13 protein-coding genes are annotated in these 19,318 nt (G+C 45.8%); all 13 read right to left on the bottom strand.

The genetic code is table 11. The features are described 5' to 3' along the window. Window positions 1–216: 216 nt before the first annotated feature. Complete coding sequence (locus tag HC965_RS01630; RefSeq protein ID WP_191029790.1) at window positions 217–2,766, bottom strand: zinc-dependent metalloprotease; 2,550 nt, start codon at window positions 2,764–2,766, stop codon at window positions 217–219. A gap of 107 nt (window positions 2,767–2,873) precedes the next feature. Further along, complete coding sequence (locus tag HC965_RS01625) at window positions 2,874–4,208, bottom strand: ATP-binding protein (RefSeq protein WP_191029789.1); 1,335 nt, start codon at window positions 4,206–4,208, stop codon at window positions 2,874–2,876. A gap of 183 nt (window positions 4,209–4,391) precedes the next feature. Next, complete coding sequence (locus HC965_RS01620) at window positions 4,392–5,378, bottom strand: lysylphosphatidylglycerol synthase transmembrane domain-containing protein (RefSeq protein ID WP_191029788.1); 987 nt, start codon at window positions 5,376–5,378, stop codon at window positions 4,392–4,394. A 19-nt stretch (window positions 5,379–5,397) separates the two neighbouring features. After that, complete coding sequence (locus HC965_RS01615; protein ID WP_191029787.1) at window positions 5,398–6,333, bottom strand: phosphatase PAP2 family protein; 936 nt, start codon at window positions 6,331–6,333, stop codon at window positions 5,398–5,400. A gap of 25 nt (window positions 6,334–6,358) precedes the next feature. Continuing rightward, window positions 6,359–7,027: a CDP-alcohol phosphatidyltransferase family protein gene (locus tag HC965_RS01610; protein WP_191029786.1), complete on the bottom strand. Its 669-nt coding sequence runs from the start codon at window positions 7,025–7,027 to the stop codon at window positions 6,359–6,361. Between the two features lie 38 nt (window positions 7,028–7,065). Further along, complete coding sequence (locus tag HC965_RS01605; RefSeq protein WP_191030037.1) at window positions 7,066–7,533, bottom strand: GtrA family protein; 468 nt, start codon at window positions 7,531–7,533, stop codon at window positions 7,066–7,068. A 14-nt stretch (window positions 7,534–7,547) separates the two neighbouring features. Then, entirely contained in the window at window positions 7,548–8,027 is a 480-nt protein-coding gene (locus HC965_RS01600) for a phosphatidylglycerophosphatase A (protein WP_191029785.1), read from the bottom strand. A gap of 90 nt (window positions 8,028–8,117) precedes the next feature. Beyond that, entirely contained in the window at window positions 8,118–9,407 is a 1,290-nt protein-coding gene (locus tag HC965_RS01595) for an inositol-3-phosphate synthase (RefSeq protein WP_191029784.1), read from the bottom strand. Window positions 9,408–9,515: 108 nt separating this feature from the next. Then, window positions 9,516–12,068 (bottom strand): DUF5686 and carboxypeptidase-like regulatory domain-containing protein, encoded by a 2,553-nt coding sequence (locus tag HC965_RS01590; RefSeq protein WP_191029783.1) that lies wholly within the window; start codon window positions 12,066–12,068, stop codon window positions 9,516–9,518. A 95-nt stretch (window positions 12,069–12,163) separates the two neighbouring features. Then, window positions 12,164–13,456, bottom strand: coding sequence for an ATP-binding protein (locus tag HC965_RS01585; protein ID WP_191029782.1), 1,293 nt, complete (start codon window positions 13,454–13,456; stop codon window positions 12,164–12,166). Window positions 13,457–13,587: 131 nt separating this feature from the next. Beyond that, the gene (locus HC965_RS01580) at window positions 13,588–14,937 is read right to left on the bottom strand and encodes a sigma-54 dependent transcriptional regulator (protein ID WP_191029781.1); all 1,350 of its coding nucleotides are present in this window, start codon (window positions 14,935–14,937) and stop codon (window positions 13,588–13,590) included. A 96-nt stretch (window positions 14,938–15,033) separates the two neighbouring features. Then, a complete protein-coding gene (locus tag HC965_RS01575) occupies window positions 15,034–16,512 on the bottom strand; it encodes a TolC family protein (RefSeq protein ID WP_191029780.1) in 1,479 nt (492 codons plus the stop codon). A 131-nt stretch (window positions 16,513–16,643) separates the two neighbouring features. Continuing rightward, window positions 16,644–19,256 (bottom strand): ABC transporter substrate binding protein, encoded by a 2,613-nt coding sequence (locus tag HC965_RS01570; protein ID WP_191029779.1) that lies wholly within the window; start codon window positions 19,254–19,256, stop codon window positions 16,644–16,646. Window positions 19,257–19,318 lie beyond the last annotated feature (62 nt).

Here is a 19,318-nt window from a genome sequence, read left to right as displayed (position 1 = left end):
TAAAGTCAATATACTCAAAGTTGATATGTCAAAAACTACGTATCTAAAGTTTACATACCTAAAGCCTACATATCTAAAGTGTATCTAAAACCTACATTTCCAAAACCCAATCACCCTCGCTACAGTTATCTGTGACGAGGGTGATTTCATTGTAAGAGGAATCCTACTTCCTCTTATTTATATTCAAAAGATATTTTTCTAATCACAAAAACATCTTTATTTTGCTTCAAATGCAGCGTCAATCAACGCCTTCAAATTCAGATAATGACTCTTATAGATACCACTTGAAGAATTTGCGGCAGCAGCCAATTCTCTTCTAAGGTCTGTCAGTTGACCACGCGCGATGGCGGGCGCTTCGGATGGGGAGTCAGGCATCATAGAAGAAAGTGCTCCACCGGAACCTTTTGGTTTCTCAAGCATTAAAATCAATGAGTTGACATAGGTTTTCTGCAAGCCACGTTGAGCAAGGTCAGGTCTTTTTCCACCTCTCAAGTCATTCCAAATACTTTTCTTCAAGTCGAGGAACATCTCGTTGGCAGTGTAAGCCTTATTGCCGTTCATCAATTCATTGTTTGTCATTTTATCCAATGTGCGGCTGCTAATAAGTCGCTTCAAGATATTGCTTTGCACACGGAATATCAGATTGAATGTATTCACCCCTGCTCTTTCGGTCAGCTTGTTATCCATCAGCCAGGTAGGTGTAGTGAACAATTCTTTATTCAAGAAAGCTACTGCTTTCTTCTGAATATCTTTCGGTACATACTCTATGGCTTTCATGTCGGTTTGTTCTACCGAGATAGGAGTACTGTAAATACCTGCCACATTAGTTGCCACGTGTCCCATATACAAGGAGAATTGTCCTACCACATTATAATATAAGGAACTTGCTTTTCCGTAACCTTCGTTCGGCTCATATGTCCAATTCATTACTTCGGGCATGATACGTTTCAAGTTCTTGATGCCGTATGTGCCTGCCAGCACTGCGTCGTCACCCAAGTCTTCGTTTTGGTTGCGAGGGTCATCCCTGTCGGTTTCCGTACCGAATGTATAACGCTTGTCTTCTTTCAGCTTGCTGATAATCCACTTGTTCATGTAAGGAATTTCAGCTTCAGCCGTTTCAAACTCCGGCATCCAACGATATCCCCATTCAATAGACCATTTGTCATATATACCGATACGGGGGAAGATTCCTGCACGTGACACGTTATCTTCGGGCTGTGCGATGTAGTTGAAACGGGCGTAGTCCATGATAGACGGAGTATGTCCGTTAGCTTCCACCCAGGCTTTATCTCTCAATTTCTCTACCGGGACGGTAGCGGAAGAACCGAAGTTGTGGCGCAGCCCCAATGTGTGTCCTACTTCATGGGAAGAAACAAAACGAATCAGTTCACCCATCAGTTCATCGTCAAACTGCGGTTTGCGTGCACCCGGGTCAATAGCTCCGGCCTGTACGATATACCAGTTGTAGAGCAAGCTCATTACGTTATGATACCAGTTAATATGCGTTTCCAGGATTTCACCGCTGCGGGGGTCATGTACGTGAGGGCCGCTTGCGTTTGGAATATCAGAAGGTTTATAGACGATAGCCGAGTGATGCGCATCTTCCAGACTCCAGGTCGGATCATCCGTCGGAGCTTCTTTGCCGATGATGGCATTCTTGAATCCGGCTTTCTCGAAGGCTGCCTGCCAGTCATTGACACCCTGAATCAGGTAAGGAACCCACTTCTTGGGAGTGGCAGGGTCAATATAGATTACAATCGGCTTCTTCGGTTCTACCAGTTCGCCGCGCAGGTATTTCTCTTTATCCTCGTCTTTCGGTTCGAGACGCCAACGGGTGATGTTAGCTTTGTATTTCACACCATGCGGGTTTTCATCAAAGTCCTTGTAACCGACTGCGAAATATCCCACTCTGCTATCATACAACCTAGGCTTCATCGGCTCTTTGGGAAGTAGCAGCATAGAACTGTTCAGTTCGTATGTCATCGGGCCGGTAGAGTTATAGTAGGCGGCCATCATCTTCTCGAATGCGCTTCCCATAGGCGGCTTCCGCTGGAAGGTACGTACGGTGCGGATTTCGATATTCTGCGGGAAGGCTTTCAGCGTGTCGATATAACTGGCATCGGCCATCATCGCAGAAGCTCCGATATTATCCTTGGCAGTGCTGGAGAATGAGAACATTTCACCATCCTTGCGGATAAAGTCGGTCATTTCAATCACGTAGTTCTTTGTTGCGCCTTCCGTACGGGCAGTTTTCAGAGGGAAAGCGGCTACGATGGGCTGAACATTAGAGTTCAATACCGCCTGATACAATCCCAGCGTATCTGCGGAGTGTTCCAAATAAGAAATCTGACGTATAAATAGTTTATTGTCGGGCCCTTTTTCAAAGCGTATCACTTCATCACTGATGTGGTCGCCCGGATAGCCTGCCTTACGCTTCTGTTTATCTACGGGAGCTTTTACAACCCGGTTCACAATCAGGATATCACGTCCGAGCAAGGAATCGGCTATTTCAAAAAAGTATTTTCCTTCTACATTGTGTACTTTGAAGAAACCATTCATTGTTTTTGCCTTGCCGGTGATTACTTTGGCATAAGGCTGCAAGGGGTCTTTTTTCGCTTTGGCTATGGAGTCGGCTTTGGCTTTGTCCACAACTTCCGTCTTGCTGTTTTTCTTTTTCTTCTTCTTTTTAAAGATGTCGGTAGACTGTGCTCCGGCAGTTGGAATCAACATTGCCAGGAGCAACAAAAGGGTAGTTAGTCTTCTCATGCGTTTATTTTTAAGAATTAGTTAAGTGCAAAGTTAACTATTCGCACGAGCTGACCAAACTATCCAACACTATTTCACAAAGCAAGATGATAAATTTCCCCGAGGGATTAAAGTTGCCGCAATATAGCATCTAATTTACCAACGAGATAAAATGGAATATTCAATAATTTAAATTCTTTTCCATTCACAGTCCTTACTTCGTCTACCGAATAAGATTGTGACCAGACCCTGACTGCAACAGTTTGTGAGGAACGCTCCATAAATGAATGTAAAGAACGTAGATGCGCGTTATGTCCGGATTTTACTTCAATAGGGTAAATCATTGAGTTCTGTACCCAAACAAAATCAACTTCCGCATTAGAGCCACTTTTATTCCGTATCCAAAAACTACGTTTCTGACTCACTTTATCCGTCAATGTCAAAAGTTCCTGCGCTACAACTTGCTCTGCTACCATACCACGCCAAGCATCCATTATATCTTTTGCTCCTAGAACTTCCTTTTGCACCTGTGCAGCATAATTTACCAAACCTGTGTCCAACCATATCAGCTTAGGCATACGCTTCATTTCCGGCGTAGCAGGAACTTCAGTTGACGTAGTGGGATAGACCAGTTCTAATAACATAGCTTTTTCCAACAAACGAAAAGCTTCTCCAACTTCACGTGCATTATATGACGAACCTGCAAACCCTCCTAAAGTCACAGCTTGCCCCGCCTTATGCCATCCCTCTTTTAAAATAAAACGAATAACTTCCGGAAGCTGTTTTCCTTGTGCATACTTCTCTACATCATCACGGTAGCCTTGCAATAAAGTCTCGTATATAGATTCTAAAGATAAAATATCCCGCCGTTCCGCATAGAGTTGCACCGCTTCCGGCATTCCTCCTATTAATGTATAGATATTAAACAATACAATCAAACGTTCATGAAAGGCAATCGTGACTTCAGGCTTATCTAAAACAGGCAACAAAGCGTTTTCTCCAATAGCTCCTAAAAATTCACGGAATGAACAAGGACGCAACGCCATATATTGCACTCTCCCTACCGGAAAAGAAACACGTACATCTATCAGATTCTCCAATAATGAACCGGCAGCAATGACATAAATATCCGGCAGTTCTTCATAAAAATAACGCAATAATGCTATTGCTTTCGCCGAGTTTTGAATTTCATCAATAAAAAGTAGTATATTTCCTTCTTTCCTGATTTTACCGCAATGAGCAAAAATCAATGGCATCAAGTCTTTCAAAGGTATAGTCAGTTCAAACAAAGCAGAAGCCTCTTTCTTTTCCAAATTCAAAGAAAGATAATTATCAAACTGTTTTCCAAATTCATTAACGACTGTTGTCTTGCCAACCTGTCTTGCCCCACGCAGTATTAAAGGCTTTCTATGTGTATCGGCCTTCCAACTTTCCAAATGAACTAATATATCCCTTTTAAACATTTACTATAAACTTATTGATTTACAACAACAAAGATATAAAATTGTTTCAAATATGGGGCAAAATTCATCTGATTTTGTTCCAAAAATGGGGCAAAACAGATGCTATTTTGTTTCAAATATGGGGCAAGTGTTCCGTCATCCGCTTCGCACGTACAAATCACGGAAGTTCTTTTTGTCAAATAATCATCTTTTGTTCCCTATTTTCATCAGGGCCAGTCCTATAACAATCCAAATCATCTCGCGTACACGAGTTATCAGTGCAGCATAGACTCCGTAAGCACCGGAAAGGGAAAGACCGCCCACGGCAAGGGCAAAGCCGCCTTCACGTCCGCCCAACTGCATCGGCAAAAAGAACAGAAGGTTGGCGAGCAGAGAGGAGAAAGCGGCAATCAGACAACAGTCGGCAAAGCTGACGTTGGTAGTGAGCACATTCAGAATCAACCAAATCTCCAGACAACTGACGACACGGGCTGTATATTCTAAGGAGAGAGCCGCATAAAAGGTACGTTTCTTCTGTTGATGGAGAAGGGCGATTTGCCGGTCTATATTCTCCAGTTTCTCTTTGTGGGTTTCGGCAAAGTGAAGTACTTTCTTTTTCAGAAAAGGAATACGGCTGCCCATGCGGACGCAGGCTACTGCCATTCCATGCCGGTAACCTTTTATAAAAAGGATAGTAATCAGCAGGCAGAATAGGGTAATAGTTCCCAAGATAATCCCCATCACCCACCCTACCGGATACAGGCAGACGTAGAGCAGCACGGAGCTTAACCAAAAGCAGAAATGAGAAAAAATATGCATCATCACATAGAGAATCACGGAGGAAGTGGCCCTTTCTATACCTATGTAAGGTTTCAGCTCCATGATGCGATAGGGCTCACCGCCCATCAACCCGACCGGTGTCACATAATTAAGCGCAAAGCCTGTTACGGTGAATTTATAGAGCCGGGCGAATGAGAAACCAATCTTGCCGCCACTGCGGATGATGATATACCAGGATGTGGTATTAATCAGGTAGACAAACAGCCATAGCAATAGTATCAAAGGTAAATATATCCCTGCACGCTTCAGATTCGCCCAAAGTTCGTGATAATCCATATCGAAAGTGAATATCATGACAAGGACGGCGATGATGCCGAAGGCGAGGAATATATTACGGTATTTGTTCTTCACTATGTCGCTGCCTGTATATTTACTTTATATAGGTATAGTATCTGTCGAAGAATCTTTTGAATCCGGGGATTTTCATCAATACATATTCGAATACCAGCCAGCCGATTAGTGCGCAGGCGATACCGAGCAATACATCAATGATGTAGTGATGGCAAGAATAAACGGCTGTTCCCCAGATACCCACCATAATGATGGAGAAAAGGGTAATCACATACCATTTGCATTTGCCGACGATAGCATACACCAGGGCTACGACCATATAAGCCGCGTGCAGTGAAGGCACTGCCGCAAAAACATTCGCATTGCGTCCGTAGATGGAATCGAAGATAGATACTCCAAAGAAAGCATCGAAGCGTCCCAATCCCGCTACATTGCCCGGAGTGTTCAGTATCGGTTCGAAGCCGTAATTGATGGCATACCAGGGTGGAGCGGCCGGGTGAATGTAATAACCCGCAAAGCCAATCAGGTTGACGAAAAGGAATACCATCGCAAAGCGAAGGTAAGTTTTTCTTTCTTTCTTGAAGTACAGGCAAAGACCGAATAAGATAGGAACAGGAACCCAGCAGAGGTAGAATATTCCGGCAAAGACATCGGCTATCGGCCAGTTGTGCACGGCAAAGTACTCACAGGGAGTAATCAGGACACCGTTATCCATCACTCCAAAGAGGGATTTTTCCAAATTATAGAGTCCGGCTACATCAATCGGATTCACTTCGTAGTTGGGGCAAATGCGCATCCAATCATACGAGATTCCAAAAAGGGCGAAAGGTAGCAGGGCTACTGCCAGTTTGCGTCCGGGCAGTCCCGAAAAAAACAAGACCAGGTAGAATACCGCTATCATCAGATGTTCGGAGCGAAATCCAATGAAGATACTTGTCAGCACAAGAAAAAGAGCCATACATATGATTACAGTCAAAGTCTCTTTCTTTGTTGGCTTTTGATTGTTCTTTATCATTCTGTTTTATATTTTGGAGAGAGGTTTACGCTTGCTTCTGTTCGTTCGCCGTCATCACTTTGTAGCAATGTCTCACACGCACAAAGGCCGTGATATTGGCAAAAAGGGCAACAAAAGCCAATGGGACGATTAAAATCAGAATCGGTTCGAAAGCGGTGATATCCTTGAATATGCCACAGAATAAAGCACCGAGAGCTGTCAACACCACGCGTTCGGGACGCTGCATAAATCCTACTTTACACTCTATCCCCAACCCTTCTGCACGTGCACGGACGTAGCTCACCATCAGCGAACCGATAAGGGCCGCGAAAGCGATAAGAGCATAGAGATAATAATCTTTCATTGACAAGTAATAACAGATGCCGAAGAATGTTATCAATTCACTGTAACGGTCGAGCACCGAGTCGTAAAGCGCGCCGAACTTGGAACTCATATTACCCAGGCGGGCTACGCGTCCGTCCATCATATCAAACAGTCCGGCAAACAGAATCACACCGCCTGCCCATCCGATAATGGCGAGATCGTTCTGCTCTCCATAGACTCCGGCGTATACGAACATACCCGCCGCTACTATATTCAGGATAAATCCGGTAGTGGTGATAAAGTTAGGAGTTATTCCTATTTTAATCATTCCATGTATCAAAGGATTGATAATCTTATAAATCAGCTGTTGTAAATAATCTCTGTAATTCATGTGTCTAAATCTGTTTATATCTAAATCTTCTGTTTATTTCAATTTCTTTTTCCGAATAAACTCCTTACATCTATATTCCGGTAAACAAAAAGACGCTGCATATTATAATTCCAAAACAGCGCAACGATTACTGCCACTACCACCTTCGGTATAATGAAAAAATCACCGAAATACAGGCTGAGCGTATCCCGCACCCAGGGAATCTTCGCCAAAGACTCCGTCAGCGCATATGTCCCCCATGTGTTCAGCCAAACGCTGCAAACCCATACGATGATGAACTTGGCAGCTACATTCGTTTTTTTGCCTTTAGATTTAAAAGTCCATTTATAATTAATGATGCAATTGACAATTCCCCCGTAGATAGCTCCCGCCAGGGTAGCATATACATAGTAGACATCAAACAGCCTTACCAGAAGAATCGTTACGAGAAAGTCTGCGATAGTTGCCATCTGAGCCGAAAGTTGCGCCCTCAAGAACATGAAGATGCCACCTTTCTGCGAAATCATCCGCGCAATCTTTTTTAGCCAATCACCCATCTCGCTCCCGCTAACAAAATGAAACTATACACTCCTGCCAGGACATCGTCCATCATTACCCCTACTCCGCCCTTCAGGCTCTCCATGCGGCGCACGCCCAACGGCTTGGTTATATCCAGGATGCGAAACAGCGCAAATGCCGCAATCACGTACCAATACCAATTTTCATCATTGGGAACTGCCAACAGCGGTATCCACACTCCCACCATCTCGTCCACTACCACACGCGAAGGGTCTTCACCCCAATAAGCCTCCAACTTATCGGCAGCCCAAATGCCGGCGAACGTGAATACAATCACCAAAGCGGCAGTAATCCATAAAACGGTAGAAAAGGGAAACAGGAAATAAAGTGCAATCCAAATGATAGAAGCCAGCAACGCCCCAGCCGTGCCGGGAGCAAAAGGAGAAAAACCGGAGCCAAAGCCCGTGCCTATAATAACAGGTAAAAAGGGTGGTCTTTTCATTTCTTACAATAGAGTGTATAAGAATAACAAAACTTTCCCCTTACTGAAGAAGGGGAAAGTTTATATATTTTTCAGGAACATCTTCCCGAATTAAGCCAAATAATCAGGTTCTTTTTCACCGATCATGTTACGCAATGTCTGTTTTACCATTCTCCATTGAGTGAACAAGTCATGTTCGGGCTGGTGCTCGAAATCGTGCATCGGGCTCTTGCAGAAGAATGACAACCAAGTCTGGATACCACACATTCCTGCGCGCATTGCCAGGTCACTGAACAATACAAGGTCGAGTGCGATAGGAGCAGCAAGGATAGAGTCGCGGCAAAGGAAGTTTACCTTGATTTCCATCGGGTAACCCATCCATCCGAAGATGTCGATGTTGTCCCATGCTTCTTTGTTGTCCTTGCGGGGCGGATAGTAGTTGATACGTACTTTATGATAAACATCTCCGTAGAGATCAGGATATTTTTCAGGTTCGAAGATAGTGTCGATTACAGACAGTTTGCTGACTTCTTTTGTCTTGAAGTTGTCCGGATCATCGAGCACTTCACCGTCACGGTTGCCGAGGATATTGGTAGAGAACCAACCGTTCACACCCAGCATACGGGTTTTGAACATCGGAGCCAATACGGTTTTCATCAATGTCTGACCGCTCTTGAAGTCTTTACCTGAGATAGGTACATTCTTCTGCTTGGAGAATTCCCACATAGCAGGAGTATCCACACACAAGTTTGGAGCACCCATTACGAACGGAGCACCTTCTGCGATAGCAGCATATGCGTAACACATACTCGGAGAAATAACGTCAGTGTTGTTTTCCTTCATTGCTTTTTCCAAAGCAGCGAGTGACATGTGTTCGTCAGACAATGGAATGTAAATTTCAGTACTTGCAGCCCAAAGCACGACAACACGTTCGCAGTTGTTGGCAGCCTTGAAATCGCGGATGTCCTGGCGAAGTTGTTCCACCATTTCCCAGCGGGTAGCAGCTTTCTTGACGTGTGTTCCGTTCAGACGTTTTGCCCAGTTGTGGTCGAAAGCAGCCGGCATCGGCTTGATAGCTTCCAATTCGTCTTTTACTCCGTTCAGGTCTTTTTCTTTCAAAACCTCAGCGTACATAGAAGCCTCATATGCGTTGTCCGGGAAAATATCCCATCCACCGAAAACAATATCTTCCAAACCTGTCAAGGGCACAACGTCCTTGATGAGTTTTTCTTCGTTGTTTTCCATGCGCATTGTGGCTAACTGGGTAATAGATCCTATCGGTTTTGCCAGTCCCTTGCGAGAGGCTAGTGTACCTACAATCATTGTGGTTGCTACCGCACCACCCACTCCGACTACCAACACGCCAAGACGTCCGGTAGCGGGTTTAATTTCTTGTTTCATTTCTATTCTATTAAAATTAAACTAAAATTGATGCAAAAATAAGATTAATTAATTACTAAAACGAGCTTTATTTGCCATATAAACATTGCAATTAGCAGGATTTAACTTTTAAAAGGTCATGTGGAGACTTATTCTCAAACCGGACTTGTCAATTCCGGGCGAGTCGCGATAAGTAAGCCGCCACACGTAGTCCAAACGTAACACCTTGAAAATGTTTTCAATACCTACTCCCGCTTCTACGTAAGGCGTTTTTCCCATTGTCCGGGTGTCTGCTATCGGAAAAGCGAACAAATCATCACTAAAAGCAGGATTGTTCTTGTCGCTCAAATGTCCGTACAGTCCACGACAGGAAACTATTTCCCTCCATTTCAGTTTTTTCAACAACGGGACGCGGTTGAACAGCCATCCGTTGAGGAAGTAGGTAACATCCCATGAGAAGTACTCATCGTTCATAAACTCCATTGCGTTCATTAATGAGTAGGATTCGGGCTGGATGGTATAGGAAAGATTGGCATTGGGCATGATAAGTAACGGAAACGGTACTTTATCCCACACTTTGCCTGCTTTCAATATCACATCCGTATAGCCGAAGGCGGAGAACCAAAATCGTTTTTGGATACCGGCTTCGGTATGATTGTATGTATAGTCACTACCCAGGATTCCTTTCCCGGCGATGGTATGCGACAGTGTAAACACAGGGGCATCCAGGGAGACGGGGAAACGGTTCCATTGGGTCTGAAAGAATTTCTCGTTCGGGGCGTAGCGAAGTTTCAGTTCTGCGGCACTGGTAGAAAAATCTTTTACCGGAGTATAGGTATCGCCCTGTTTCAGCAGGAAAGGGATGAGATAGGTGGATTCATCCGTTTGTCTGCGTGCCGTCACTTGGAAAGAGAAACCTGAGTAGAACTCATTGGTATAGGTGAGCGCTGCTTGTTGCGTATAGCCGATACGGTCGTCTTTCTCACGTTTCAGGGCGAGGAATACGTTGTCTTTGCTTGTGTACAGATAGTTTTGCCCGTACTGGTTCACATCGGATTCGTAACGCAATTTCAGTGAATGAATGGGGAACTCGTTGGCGTATTCTTTCTTTTTCTTGAAGGAGTATTCCAGTTCTGCGAGTCCTTTCACCCTTTCGTCCTTGAAACCATAGGCGACATAGCCTTTGGCAAACAGGTGCGGATTGAGCCAGGCGGTGGTCATACCTCCGGCACGGATACGGACGCCTTCCAGTGTGTTGCCGCTGACGGTGGCATTCATCGGCCCGATATAGAATAGAGGGGCTTCCTTGGACGTGGGGATATATCCGGTAAAGAGAATGGAAAGTACTTTCTCCGTCCAGTAGTACACCGGATAGCCGCGTAGTTGTGCCATCAGCCGGTCTACGGAGTTCTCCTGCTGGGAGATGGCAGCTTGCGGACGGTTCTCCGCCCAAAAGGATTCAGGACGTGCCAGGGCTTCCGTCTCTTCGATGATACGTTCGGGCTTGGTGAAGGCTTTGTCCGCTTCGGCGGTGGGCGTGAAAGTATAGTTGCTGTAATCCGCCACGCGACGGGCAAAGATACCGTCTTGTCCTTCGGTCAGTTTAAATTCAACTGTGATGCTTTCGTGGTCGAGCAGGCGCGTACCGTCTTCGGCACGTTTAAATTCCTGTTCGAGCAACATATAATCTACAAAGTTCAGGTTTATCTTTTTCGGGAAGTTGAATACGGCACGTTTGACAAAGTAGGTAGAGTCGAGCGTGACATAGAGATGCCCGTTAAAGCCGAAGGATTCGGAATTAAAGGGAGTGAAGGCAAGGTCTACACAAGGCTCACCGGCAATCTGCAACGTATCCATCAGGTAGTATTTATAGAATCCTGTACCGATACGGGATAGGGGGCTGACAAACTTATTTGTGAACAGGGAGATATTGTTTTCGTAAATATCCACGTCCTTGAAGACTTCGTTGATGGCAGCCTGCATTCCCTGTTTGGAGAGAAATTCGTCCACACCCGCCTGTTTGCGTCCTTTCACCCATTGTTTTTCTGAACGGGGGGATTTGCGGTAATAGTCCGTCGCGAGCAGTTCGCGGGCTGATACGGTCAGAATCGGTTTTCCGGTGACGGCAGAGGTGTCTACATAGTCGGTGAGGAAGTCAAATTTGCGGTACAGCCATTTCTTCTGCTTCTCTTCGTCGAAGTTGTTCAATGCGAAGGTGGTCTTTTCGTAACGTTCGCGCTGCCAAAAGTCTTTCTCGTAAGGGGAATGGTTGTCGCGGCTTTCAATCATCCGTCGGACAAACTCCACGGCGGGATTGTCTTTCTTCCGGTAGTGTTCGCGCTTGGGTTTCACCACCACTTCGGAGAGGTCATACGAAGTAGGAGAAAGCGCTACTTTGTAGGATGCATTACGGGCAGGACGAACGTTCCGGCTATCGTCATTATAGCCGATAACAGAAATCACAAGTACTGCTTCGGAACGGTTGGTTTTGAAATAAAAGCGTCCGTCGCTTCCGGTAGTAGTTCCTTCGGTCGTGTCTTTCAGACGTACAGATGCATAAGGCAGGGGTTCTTTTGTCAGAGAATCAGTTACCACGCCTTGTATCACATATTGTGCACTAAGCGGAATACTGATAGTCAATAAAAGAAAGAGCGTCGATATACCTTTCACCATTAGTCTCATACCTATATCCTATTGAATTGAGCGGGGCAAAGGTACGTGTATTTGAGGACAAAAAAAGGTCTATTTGACGGAAGAACTGTTCTTATTTGACACAATTAAGGAAAAACAATCCGAAATTTGGTCAATCCGTCGGCATAAGTTCGCAAAGAGAAGGTACACCCGTGGCGCATCAGGACTTCGCGAATAAAGATGAGTCCGATGCCCTGCCCGTTCGGTTTGGTTGAGAAGAAGGGGCTGAATAGTTTCGCTTCCGTTTCCTTGCTGATTCCCGCTCCATTGTCTGCCACTTCAATAGTGGCGGGAGACAGGGTGCGAATCTTGATTTCACCGTCGGTTTCAATGCTTTCGGCAGCGTTCTTGATGATATTTACGAGTACTTGTTCGAACAGGGCGGCGTCAAGCATTGTGTCTTTCAGAGTTTCGTCTATTTCCATGCAGAGTTTGATACGGCGGTCGTTGCACATTCCTTCCATGAAGCGTTTGCAGGTAAAGACGAGGTCGTTCAGATTGACGGGAGAGACGGTGGGTTCGGGGATTTTCACAACGTCGGCAAAGCGGGTGATAAAACGGCTCATGGAGAAGCAGCGTTCGGTGCATACGCGCATCACGTCGCAGATGTCGTCCATTCCTTCTTCGCAGGAAAGTGCTTGTTCTACGGTGTCCAGTGTCGAGGTGATGCCGGCGGTCGTGTTGTTCACTTCATGGGCTATCATGCGGATTACTTTCTCGTAGGCTTTCTTTTCGGCTTTCATCACTTCGTCCGTCAGGCTTTCTATCAGGAAGAAAGGATGCTGGAATCCACGGTCGATAAAGGAAGAATGGGTGCAGCGGTAGATATTCGAGTCGTTCAGGCGGACGGTTACTGTCTCGCCTTTCGGAATGTTCACCAGTTCTCTTGCCAATGGCGAGTCGACTTCTTCCATCTTCTTGCCTTGTATGTCTTTCAGGCGGACACCCAGCATTTTCAGTGCCATCGGGTTCAGTTCGGAGAGGTCGTCGTCGAGGGTAGTAAGGATGACTCCCATCGGAGAGGCTTTAATCAGCAAATCGAGAAAGTTATTCTGTTCGCGCAGGCGGAGACGTTCGTTCTTGAGTTGCTCCATCATGCGGTTGAAGATATTCACGACACGGTCAGCTTCATATTGTCCCACCGGACTAAGGCGGCTGCTGAAGTCTTGCTCGCGCAGCAGTTCCATACCACTGCCGATGGTATTCAATGGCTTTACGAGCTTACGATAGAAAAACGTCAGATAAATCAGGATGAAAAGAATCAACCCCTCTCCTATGTAGAAGAAGACTGTGTTCAGTTGACTGGAAAGGTAGAGCAGCACTCCACCCAATGCAAGTAACAGAAAGACAAGTATGTAAAAGAGTCCTTTTATACGCACGTTTATCTGTGTTTAATAATTGGTTTTTATATTGTTAGGCACGGATTACACGGATTTCACGGTTGTTTTTACGCAACCATATAAAAAAAACCGTGTAATCCGCGTAATCCGTGCCTAAATTTATACATATTTTATACAGCTATATTATATTTCTCGAGACGGCGGTAGAGGGCGGCGCGGCTGATACCCAATGCCGTAGCTACCTGGCTCAAATTTCCTTTATAACGTTCCAAAGCCTGAAGAATGGTTTGACGTTCTATTTCATCCAGGGTCATGCCAGCCAAAGACGTGCCTTCGGCTGCCCTTGCATCATCGTGACGGATATATTGGGCATCGAAATCGGAAGCGTCGAGGATGGGTTTACCGCTTACCAGTATGGTACGCTCTACCAGGTTTTTCAATTCGCGAATGTTCCCGGGGAAAGGCAGACGGCTCAAGAATTGCATGGCGTCAGCGGAGAAGTCGGTGTGAGGTAATCCGTTGGCTGCTGCCTGGCGGTCGGCAAAGTGACGTGCCAGTAGCGGGATATCTTCGCGGCGTTCGCGCAAGGCGGGCAGTCTTACTGTTATCAGGTTGATACGGTAGAACAGGTCTTCGCGGAAAGAACGTTCGCCCACCATTTTACGCAGGTCGGCATTGGTGGCGGAGACTACGCGGATGTCGGTCTTACGGGGACGGCTGTCGCCGAGCACTTCAAAGGTTTGATCTTGCAAGACTCGCAACAGTTTCACCTGGCAGGATGGGTCGAGGTCACCGATTTCATCCAGGAAGATAGTTCCTTTGTTCGCCATCTCGAAACGTCCGATACGGTCGGCGGAAGCGTCGGTAAAAGATCCTTTCTTATGCCCGAACATTTCACTTTCGAACAGGCTTTGGGAGATTCCACCCAAATTCACTTTTACAAACGGGTGCTTTGCACGCTGGCTGTTGATATGGATTGCTTCGGCTATAAGTTCCTTACCTGTGCCGCTCTCGCCTGTAATCAATACGGAAGCGTTGGTCTTTGCGATGCGGGCAATGGTATTCAATACGTCTGTCAGTCCCTGGCTGCGCCCGATGATGTGGCTGCGGTCGAAAGAGTCGCTTTGTTCTTGCGTGGCTTCCTTGGGAGTGGCGGAGAGTTCCAAAGCTGTTTCGATACGCTGCAACAGGGCGGCATTGTTCCATGGTTTTGTGATGAAGTCAAAAGCTCCCGCCTGCATTCCCTGTACGGCGAGTTGAATACTTCCCCAGGCGGTCATCAATATTACCGGAGTTTCGGGGCGGAATATCTTTACTTGCCTGAGCAGGGTCAACCCTTCTTCACCCGTTGTAGAAAGGGTGAAGTTCATATCCATCAGGATTAAGTCAGGAGCCACGGAACGTACTACATCCATAGCTTCCCGGGGGCCGGGAACTGCTTGTGCCTCATATCCTGCACGCTTCAGCATGAAGCTGAGTGAAGAGCGCACTGCGCTGTCGTCGTCAATTATCAGAATCATGGTTCATGTTTCTTTATTTATCAAAAGGGATCGTCTTACTGTTTACGATCATGCAAAGCTACAAAAAAATACCAACCGGCATCGTTCTCATCACTTTTATTGTCGTATGATTTCATCAAAATCGGCTTCCAGTTCGGTGTTGGTACGGAAATCCCAAAGCGTCAGGCTACGAATCTGATAAAAATAATACCAGTAATAATAAAGTTCGGAAATGTGTTTTTGCCTGGCCGCGTCTTTGGAGTTTTGTGCGTCGTTCAGGTCGAGGGTATTGATTTTGCCTATCAGGAAGGTTTCAATACTGGTTTTATAACGTTGCTGGGCGATGGTGTCAGCTTCCTTGGCAATGGATAACTGTTGTGCCTGGTTATTAAAATGCTCCACCAGCAAGAAGATGTCCTGATTGAAATTTATCTCTTCCTGACGAATCTTCGAAAGCACTACATCGCGGTTGCTCTTGGCTACACGCACCTTGCCGCGTCGCTTTCCCCAATCCAAAATGGGTATTTTGACGCCGACCTGTACTATTTGGTTATCTTGCAGGTTTCTGTAAACAGCAGAGAAATTACGGTTTTCTCCGGTATATCCTACACTGGCAAAGAGGTCGATGCTACGCAGGTTGCCACGTGCCGTAGCTACTTCATAGTCGGCTTCCAACTGACGGCGACGGATATTCTGTGCAAATGAGTTGCGTTCCAGCGCTTTGTTCAGTACCATATTGTATTCCATCTTTGAACCATCTACGGCTTCGGGAATGACAGGGCTGAGTATTTCATCTTCTCCGACACCCAGGAAGGCACGAAGTTGGAACATTTTGGCGTTGAGGTCGCTTTCCGCTTCTGTCAGAGCTGCCTTTGCGTTCAGCGCGGAAAGTTTGAGTTGCAGAAGTTCGTTTTCGGAAATCTGCCCCATTTTACGTTTGGCAAGGGCTACTTCGTAGAGGTGGTCGGCGTTCATCCGGTTTTGTTTGGCAGTGCCTAAATTTTCTCTTGCCAGCAGGAGATTAAAGTAATAGGTAATGGCACGCATCGTCACTTCTTCGGTAGCAGTGATGAAGGCGGCTTTCGCTTCTGCGTAACGTACCGGCTCAATGCGCCGGTTCCACTTGATGTTGTTCACTCCGAAGATGGGTTGCGTAAGTTTCAGGGCTATGGGGATAGACATGAAATGACGGTCGTTGTCTCCGCCTAACTGGGTGATGTAGTCGAGAGAAGAGGTCAGCGAGAGTTTACCGCCTGTCAGCCAAATGTTTTGGTCGATGGAGATGTCTCCGGTAAGTCCTAATGTGTTGTTGCGGACAAAACCATAGGAACCGTCTGAATTCTGATAAGAACTGTATGATTTATTGTAATTGGGCAAAGTACCGGTTAGGTTGACTTCCGGCAGAAGGTCGGCACGGAAGGTGCGGTACTCCCAATAGGCGGTTTTCAGTTCATTCAGGGCAACAGCCGCATCGACGGATTGTGAACGTGCCATTGCGATGGCTTCATTTAAGGTTATCTCCCTTTCTTTCTGTGCCGACAGTGCCCATGGAAGGCAAGCAGCGGCAAGAGCTAATAATATACTTTTCTTTTTCATTATGCACAGTATTTTCCACCTAAGGAGAATCAAACGATGTGCCAAAAGAATAAAGTATTTATTATCAATCGGTTATAGAATAAGGCGGGTGTTCATTTTCGGACACTATACGCAAAAGCGAACGTTCGCTTCTATTCGCAGTAATTAGGAAGGCGCACGGTGAAACGAGTGCCTTTGCCCACTTCGGAAGTCACGGAGATGCTTCCTCTCAAACGTTCGATAATAGTCTGACAGATGCTCAATCCCAGTCCTGCCCCTTGAGTAAAGTTATCGACTTTATAGAACCGTTCGAAGATATGGCGGATGCCTTCTTCCGAGATGCCGACTCCGGTATCTTCCACAAAGATACGGGTGTATCCGGGTGCTTCATCTTCTTCATAGCCGAAGGTAATGAATCCGCTGCTCGTAAATTTAGCAGCATTATTAATCAGGTTGTTTACTACCTGTTGCAAGCGGACATTGTCTGTCCGCAGATATTTCTTATCACCTTCAGGCATACGTACCACCAGTTCTACTCCCGAAGGCATATTCAGTCGTTGTGAATCGTGAACGGTCTTCAGCAGTAAAGGCAGGTTGTGTTCCGCAAACGCGAATTCCATGGTGCCCGATTCGATACGTGACAGGTCAAGAATGTCGTTAATCAACGCCAGCAGCAGACTGCAATTCTTATTAATAGTCGCGATAAACTGGACGACTTCTTCTTCCGTGAATCCGCTTGTGTCACTCAACAAATCGGAGAATCCTACGATAGCATTCAATGGAGTACGGATTTCGTGGCTCATATTGGCAAGGAAGGCAGATTTCAGTTTGTCTGCCTGGAGAGCTTTATCACGCGCTTCTCTCATTTCCTGTTCGGCAGTCTTATATCGCTGGATGCTTTGACACACGCCTAATATACCATACAGTGAATCTTGTGTCAAACCGCTGATAGCGGAAGAACGATATTCCCACCACTCGTATTCGCCGTTAGCATTACGCTGACGGAAATTCAGGCGGGGACTTTGATTTTCTCCTGTCAATGCTTTATTAAAGAGCGGGCGTATTTCTTTCAAATCGTCAGGATGGATGGTACGATCCATCTCTTCACGGGAGATGGTAGTAACCGATTCGTCATATCCCATCCGCACAAGGAAACCTTGCGGGAAAACAAAGCAGTTGGCTTTCATATCAAACTGCCAGGGATAGATGGAACTTTCGTCCAATGCCATGTCAAAGAAACGTTTCTGCATTTCTTCGTCCGAGATGTTGCGTGCAGAAAGAGCCATACCCGTAATTCCTCCTTTTGAATGAATCGGAACGATTTCCCCGGAAACCGGGAAATAATTATCGCTGTGTACTTCTTTCATGAAGGAACCTTGGGGTATTTGTATGCTTTCTCCCGTACGGGCTACCCGCTTCAGCATAGTATGGAGAATGTCCTTACCTTCATTATAGATAGTGAAAATACTGCCTGCCATCATTCCTTCATAAAAACGTCCTCCCGATTCGCTGGGTAGATGGAGCATTTTCAACAGGGAACGGTTTGTGAAATGGATATGCAGATCCGTATCATAGGTGATCACGCCATCACGGATGGAATGAAAGACATTATCGAATTCATTGCGCTGCTCTACCAGTTTGTTTTGTACCAACAGGCGGGTTTGAGCTTGCATCCGTCGTTTGGACTCACGGCGGTTGGCACGCATCAGCCATACGATAGATGCTATCAACAAAGCAAGGATAGACGGATAAAGAAGTATGAAAAGAAATTTATATTTCTCCCAATAGGGTTCGTTAACAATCGTTCCTCCGGCAGCAAGCGCTTTATCAGGATCGACATGGAAATATTCCAGTTGTTTGTAGTCGTATATAAATCCTTGATCGGCTTCTGTCACTCCGAGATCCCGGGGAGATGTTCCTTTCAACACCTGCGAGGCTCTTTGACCTGCCATCATGGCGGCGGCATAGGCATCGCTGTCATAGGCACAAAAGACACCGTTGGTCAATCCTACATTTTGACTGGCAAATACCGGAGCCTTGGAGTTCTTACCTACAAACGAAAGGAAAGGCGACCATTTAGGAGCGACAACGACACGTCCGTAACTATTGCGCGGATAACAGATTGCCGAAATGATGTGACTGGTAGTATGATTCTGAGTATTATAGACTTTCATTTCATAATCAGGGTTATCTTTTTGAAAGATTTCCCATTCTTCAGTAAAGTCTTCAAGACCTTTATTACTCAGAAAACTATTATCTATCACGCAAATGACTTCTTTCCTCCGGGGAAATATCTTTTGTGCATGACGCAGGATGACATCAAAATCTGGATTGGCTGTAAATCCGCAGACGTTGGGATGGGTAGTGAGTAGTTTCTCGTCGGGGTATTTGATACCGAAAAAGACAACGGGAATCTGTAAGGGCAGCGAATCTCCACAAGCAAAGAGAGTGTAGAAAGCCTCATCACTCGCAGTTACAATCAAATCGGTCTTCCGCTCACGGGCACGTTCGCAAAAACGGCGCATGATAACTTTCTCTGAGCTGAATGCCCAAAAATCGGCATCCAGATATTCTGTCGTAATATTCACCTTCACCCCATTCTCCTTGAATCCTTTCACAAGACCTTGATTAAGGTCGCTATGCCAAGGAGTCTGCGAAGTATAAGACTGGATGAAGAGTATATTGAATGTACCTTCCGAAGCTGCCGCCCGAGCAAAGACAGCCAAAAAGAGGACTACAAACAAACAGTAATATCGTCGATTCATAAGCAAAAGGCCTGCATTGTTTTCAGTATTATGCGGACAAAGATAAGTTATTATATTGAAAA

It is taken from the genome of Bacteroides sp. GM023 (assembly GCF_014750685.1).
Taxonomy (GTDB): Bacteria; Bacteroidota; Bacteroidia; order Bacteroidales; family Bacteroidaceae; genus Bacteroides.
Note: the sequence above shows the minus strand (reverse complement) of the source record. Positions and strands in the feature narration are given on the sequence as shown.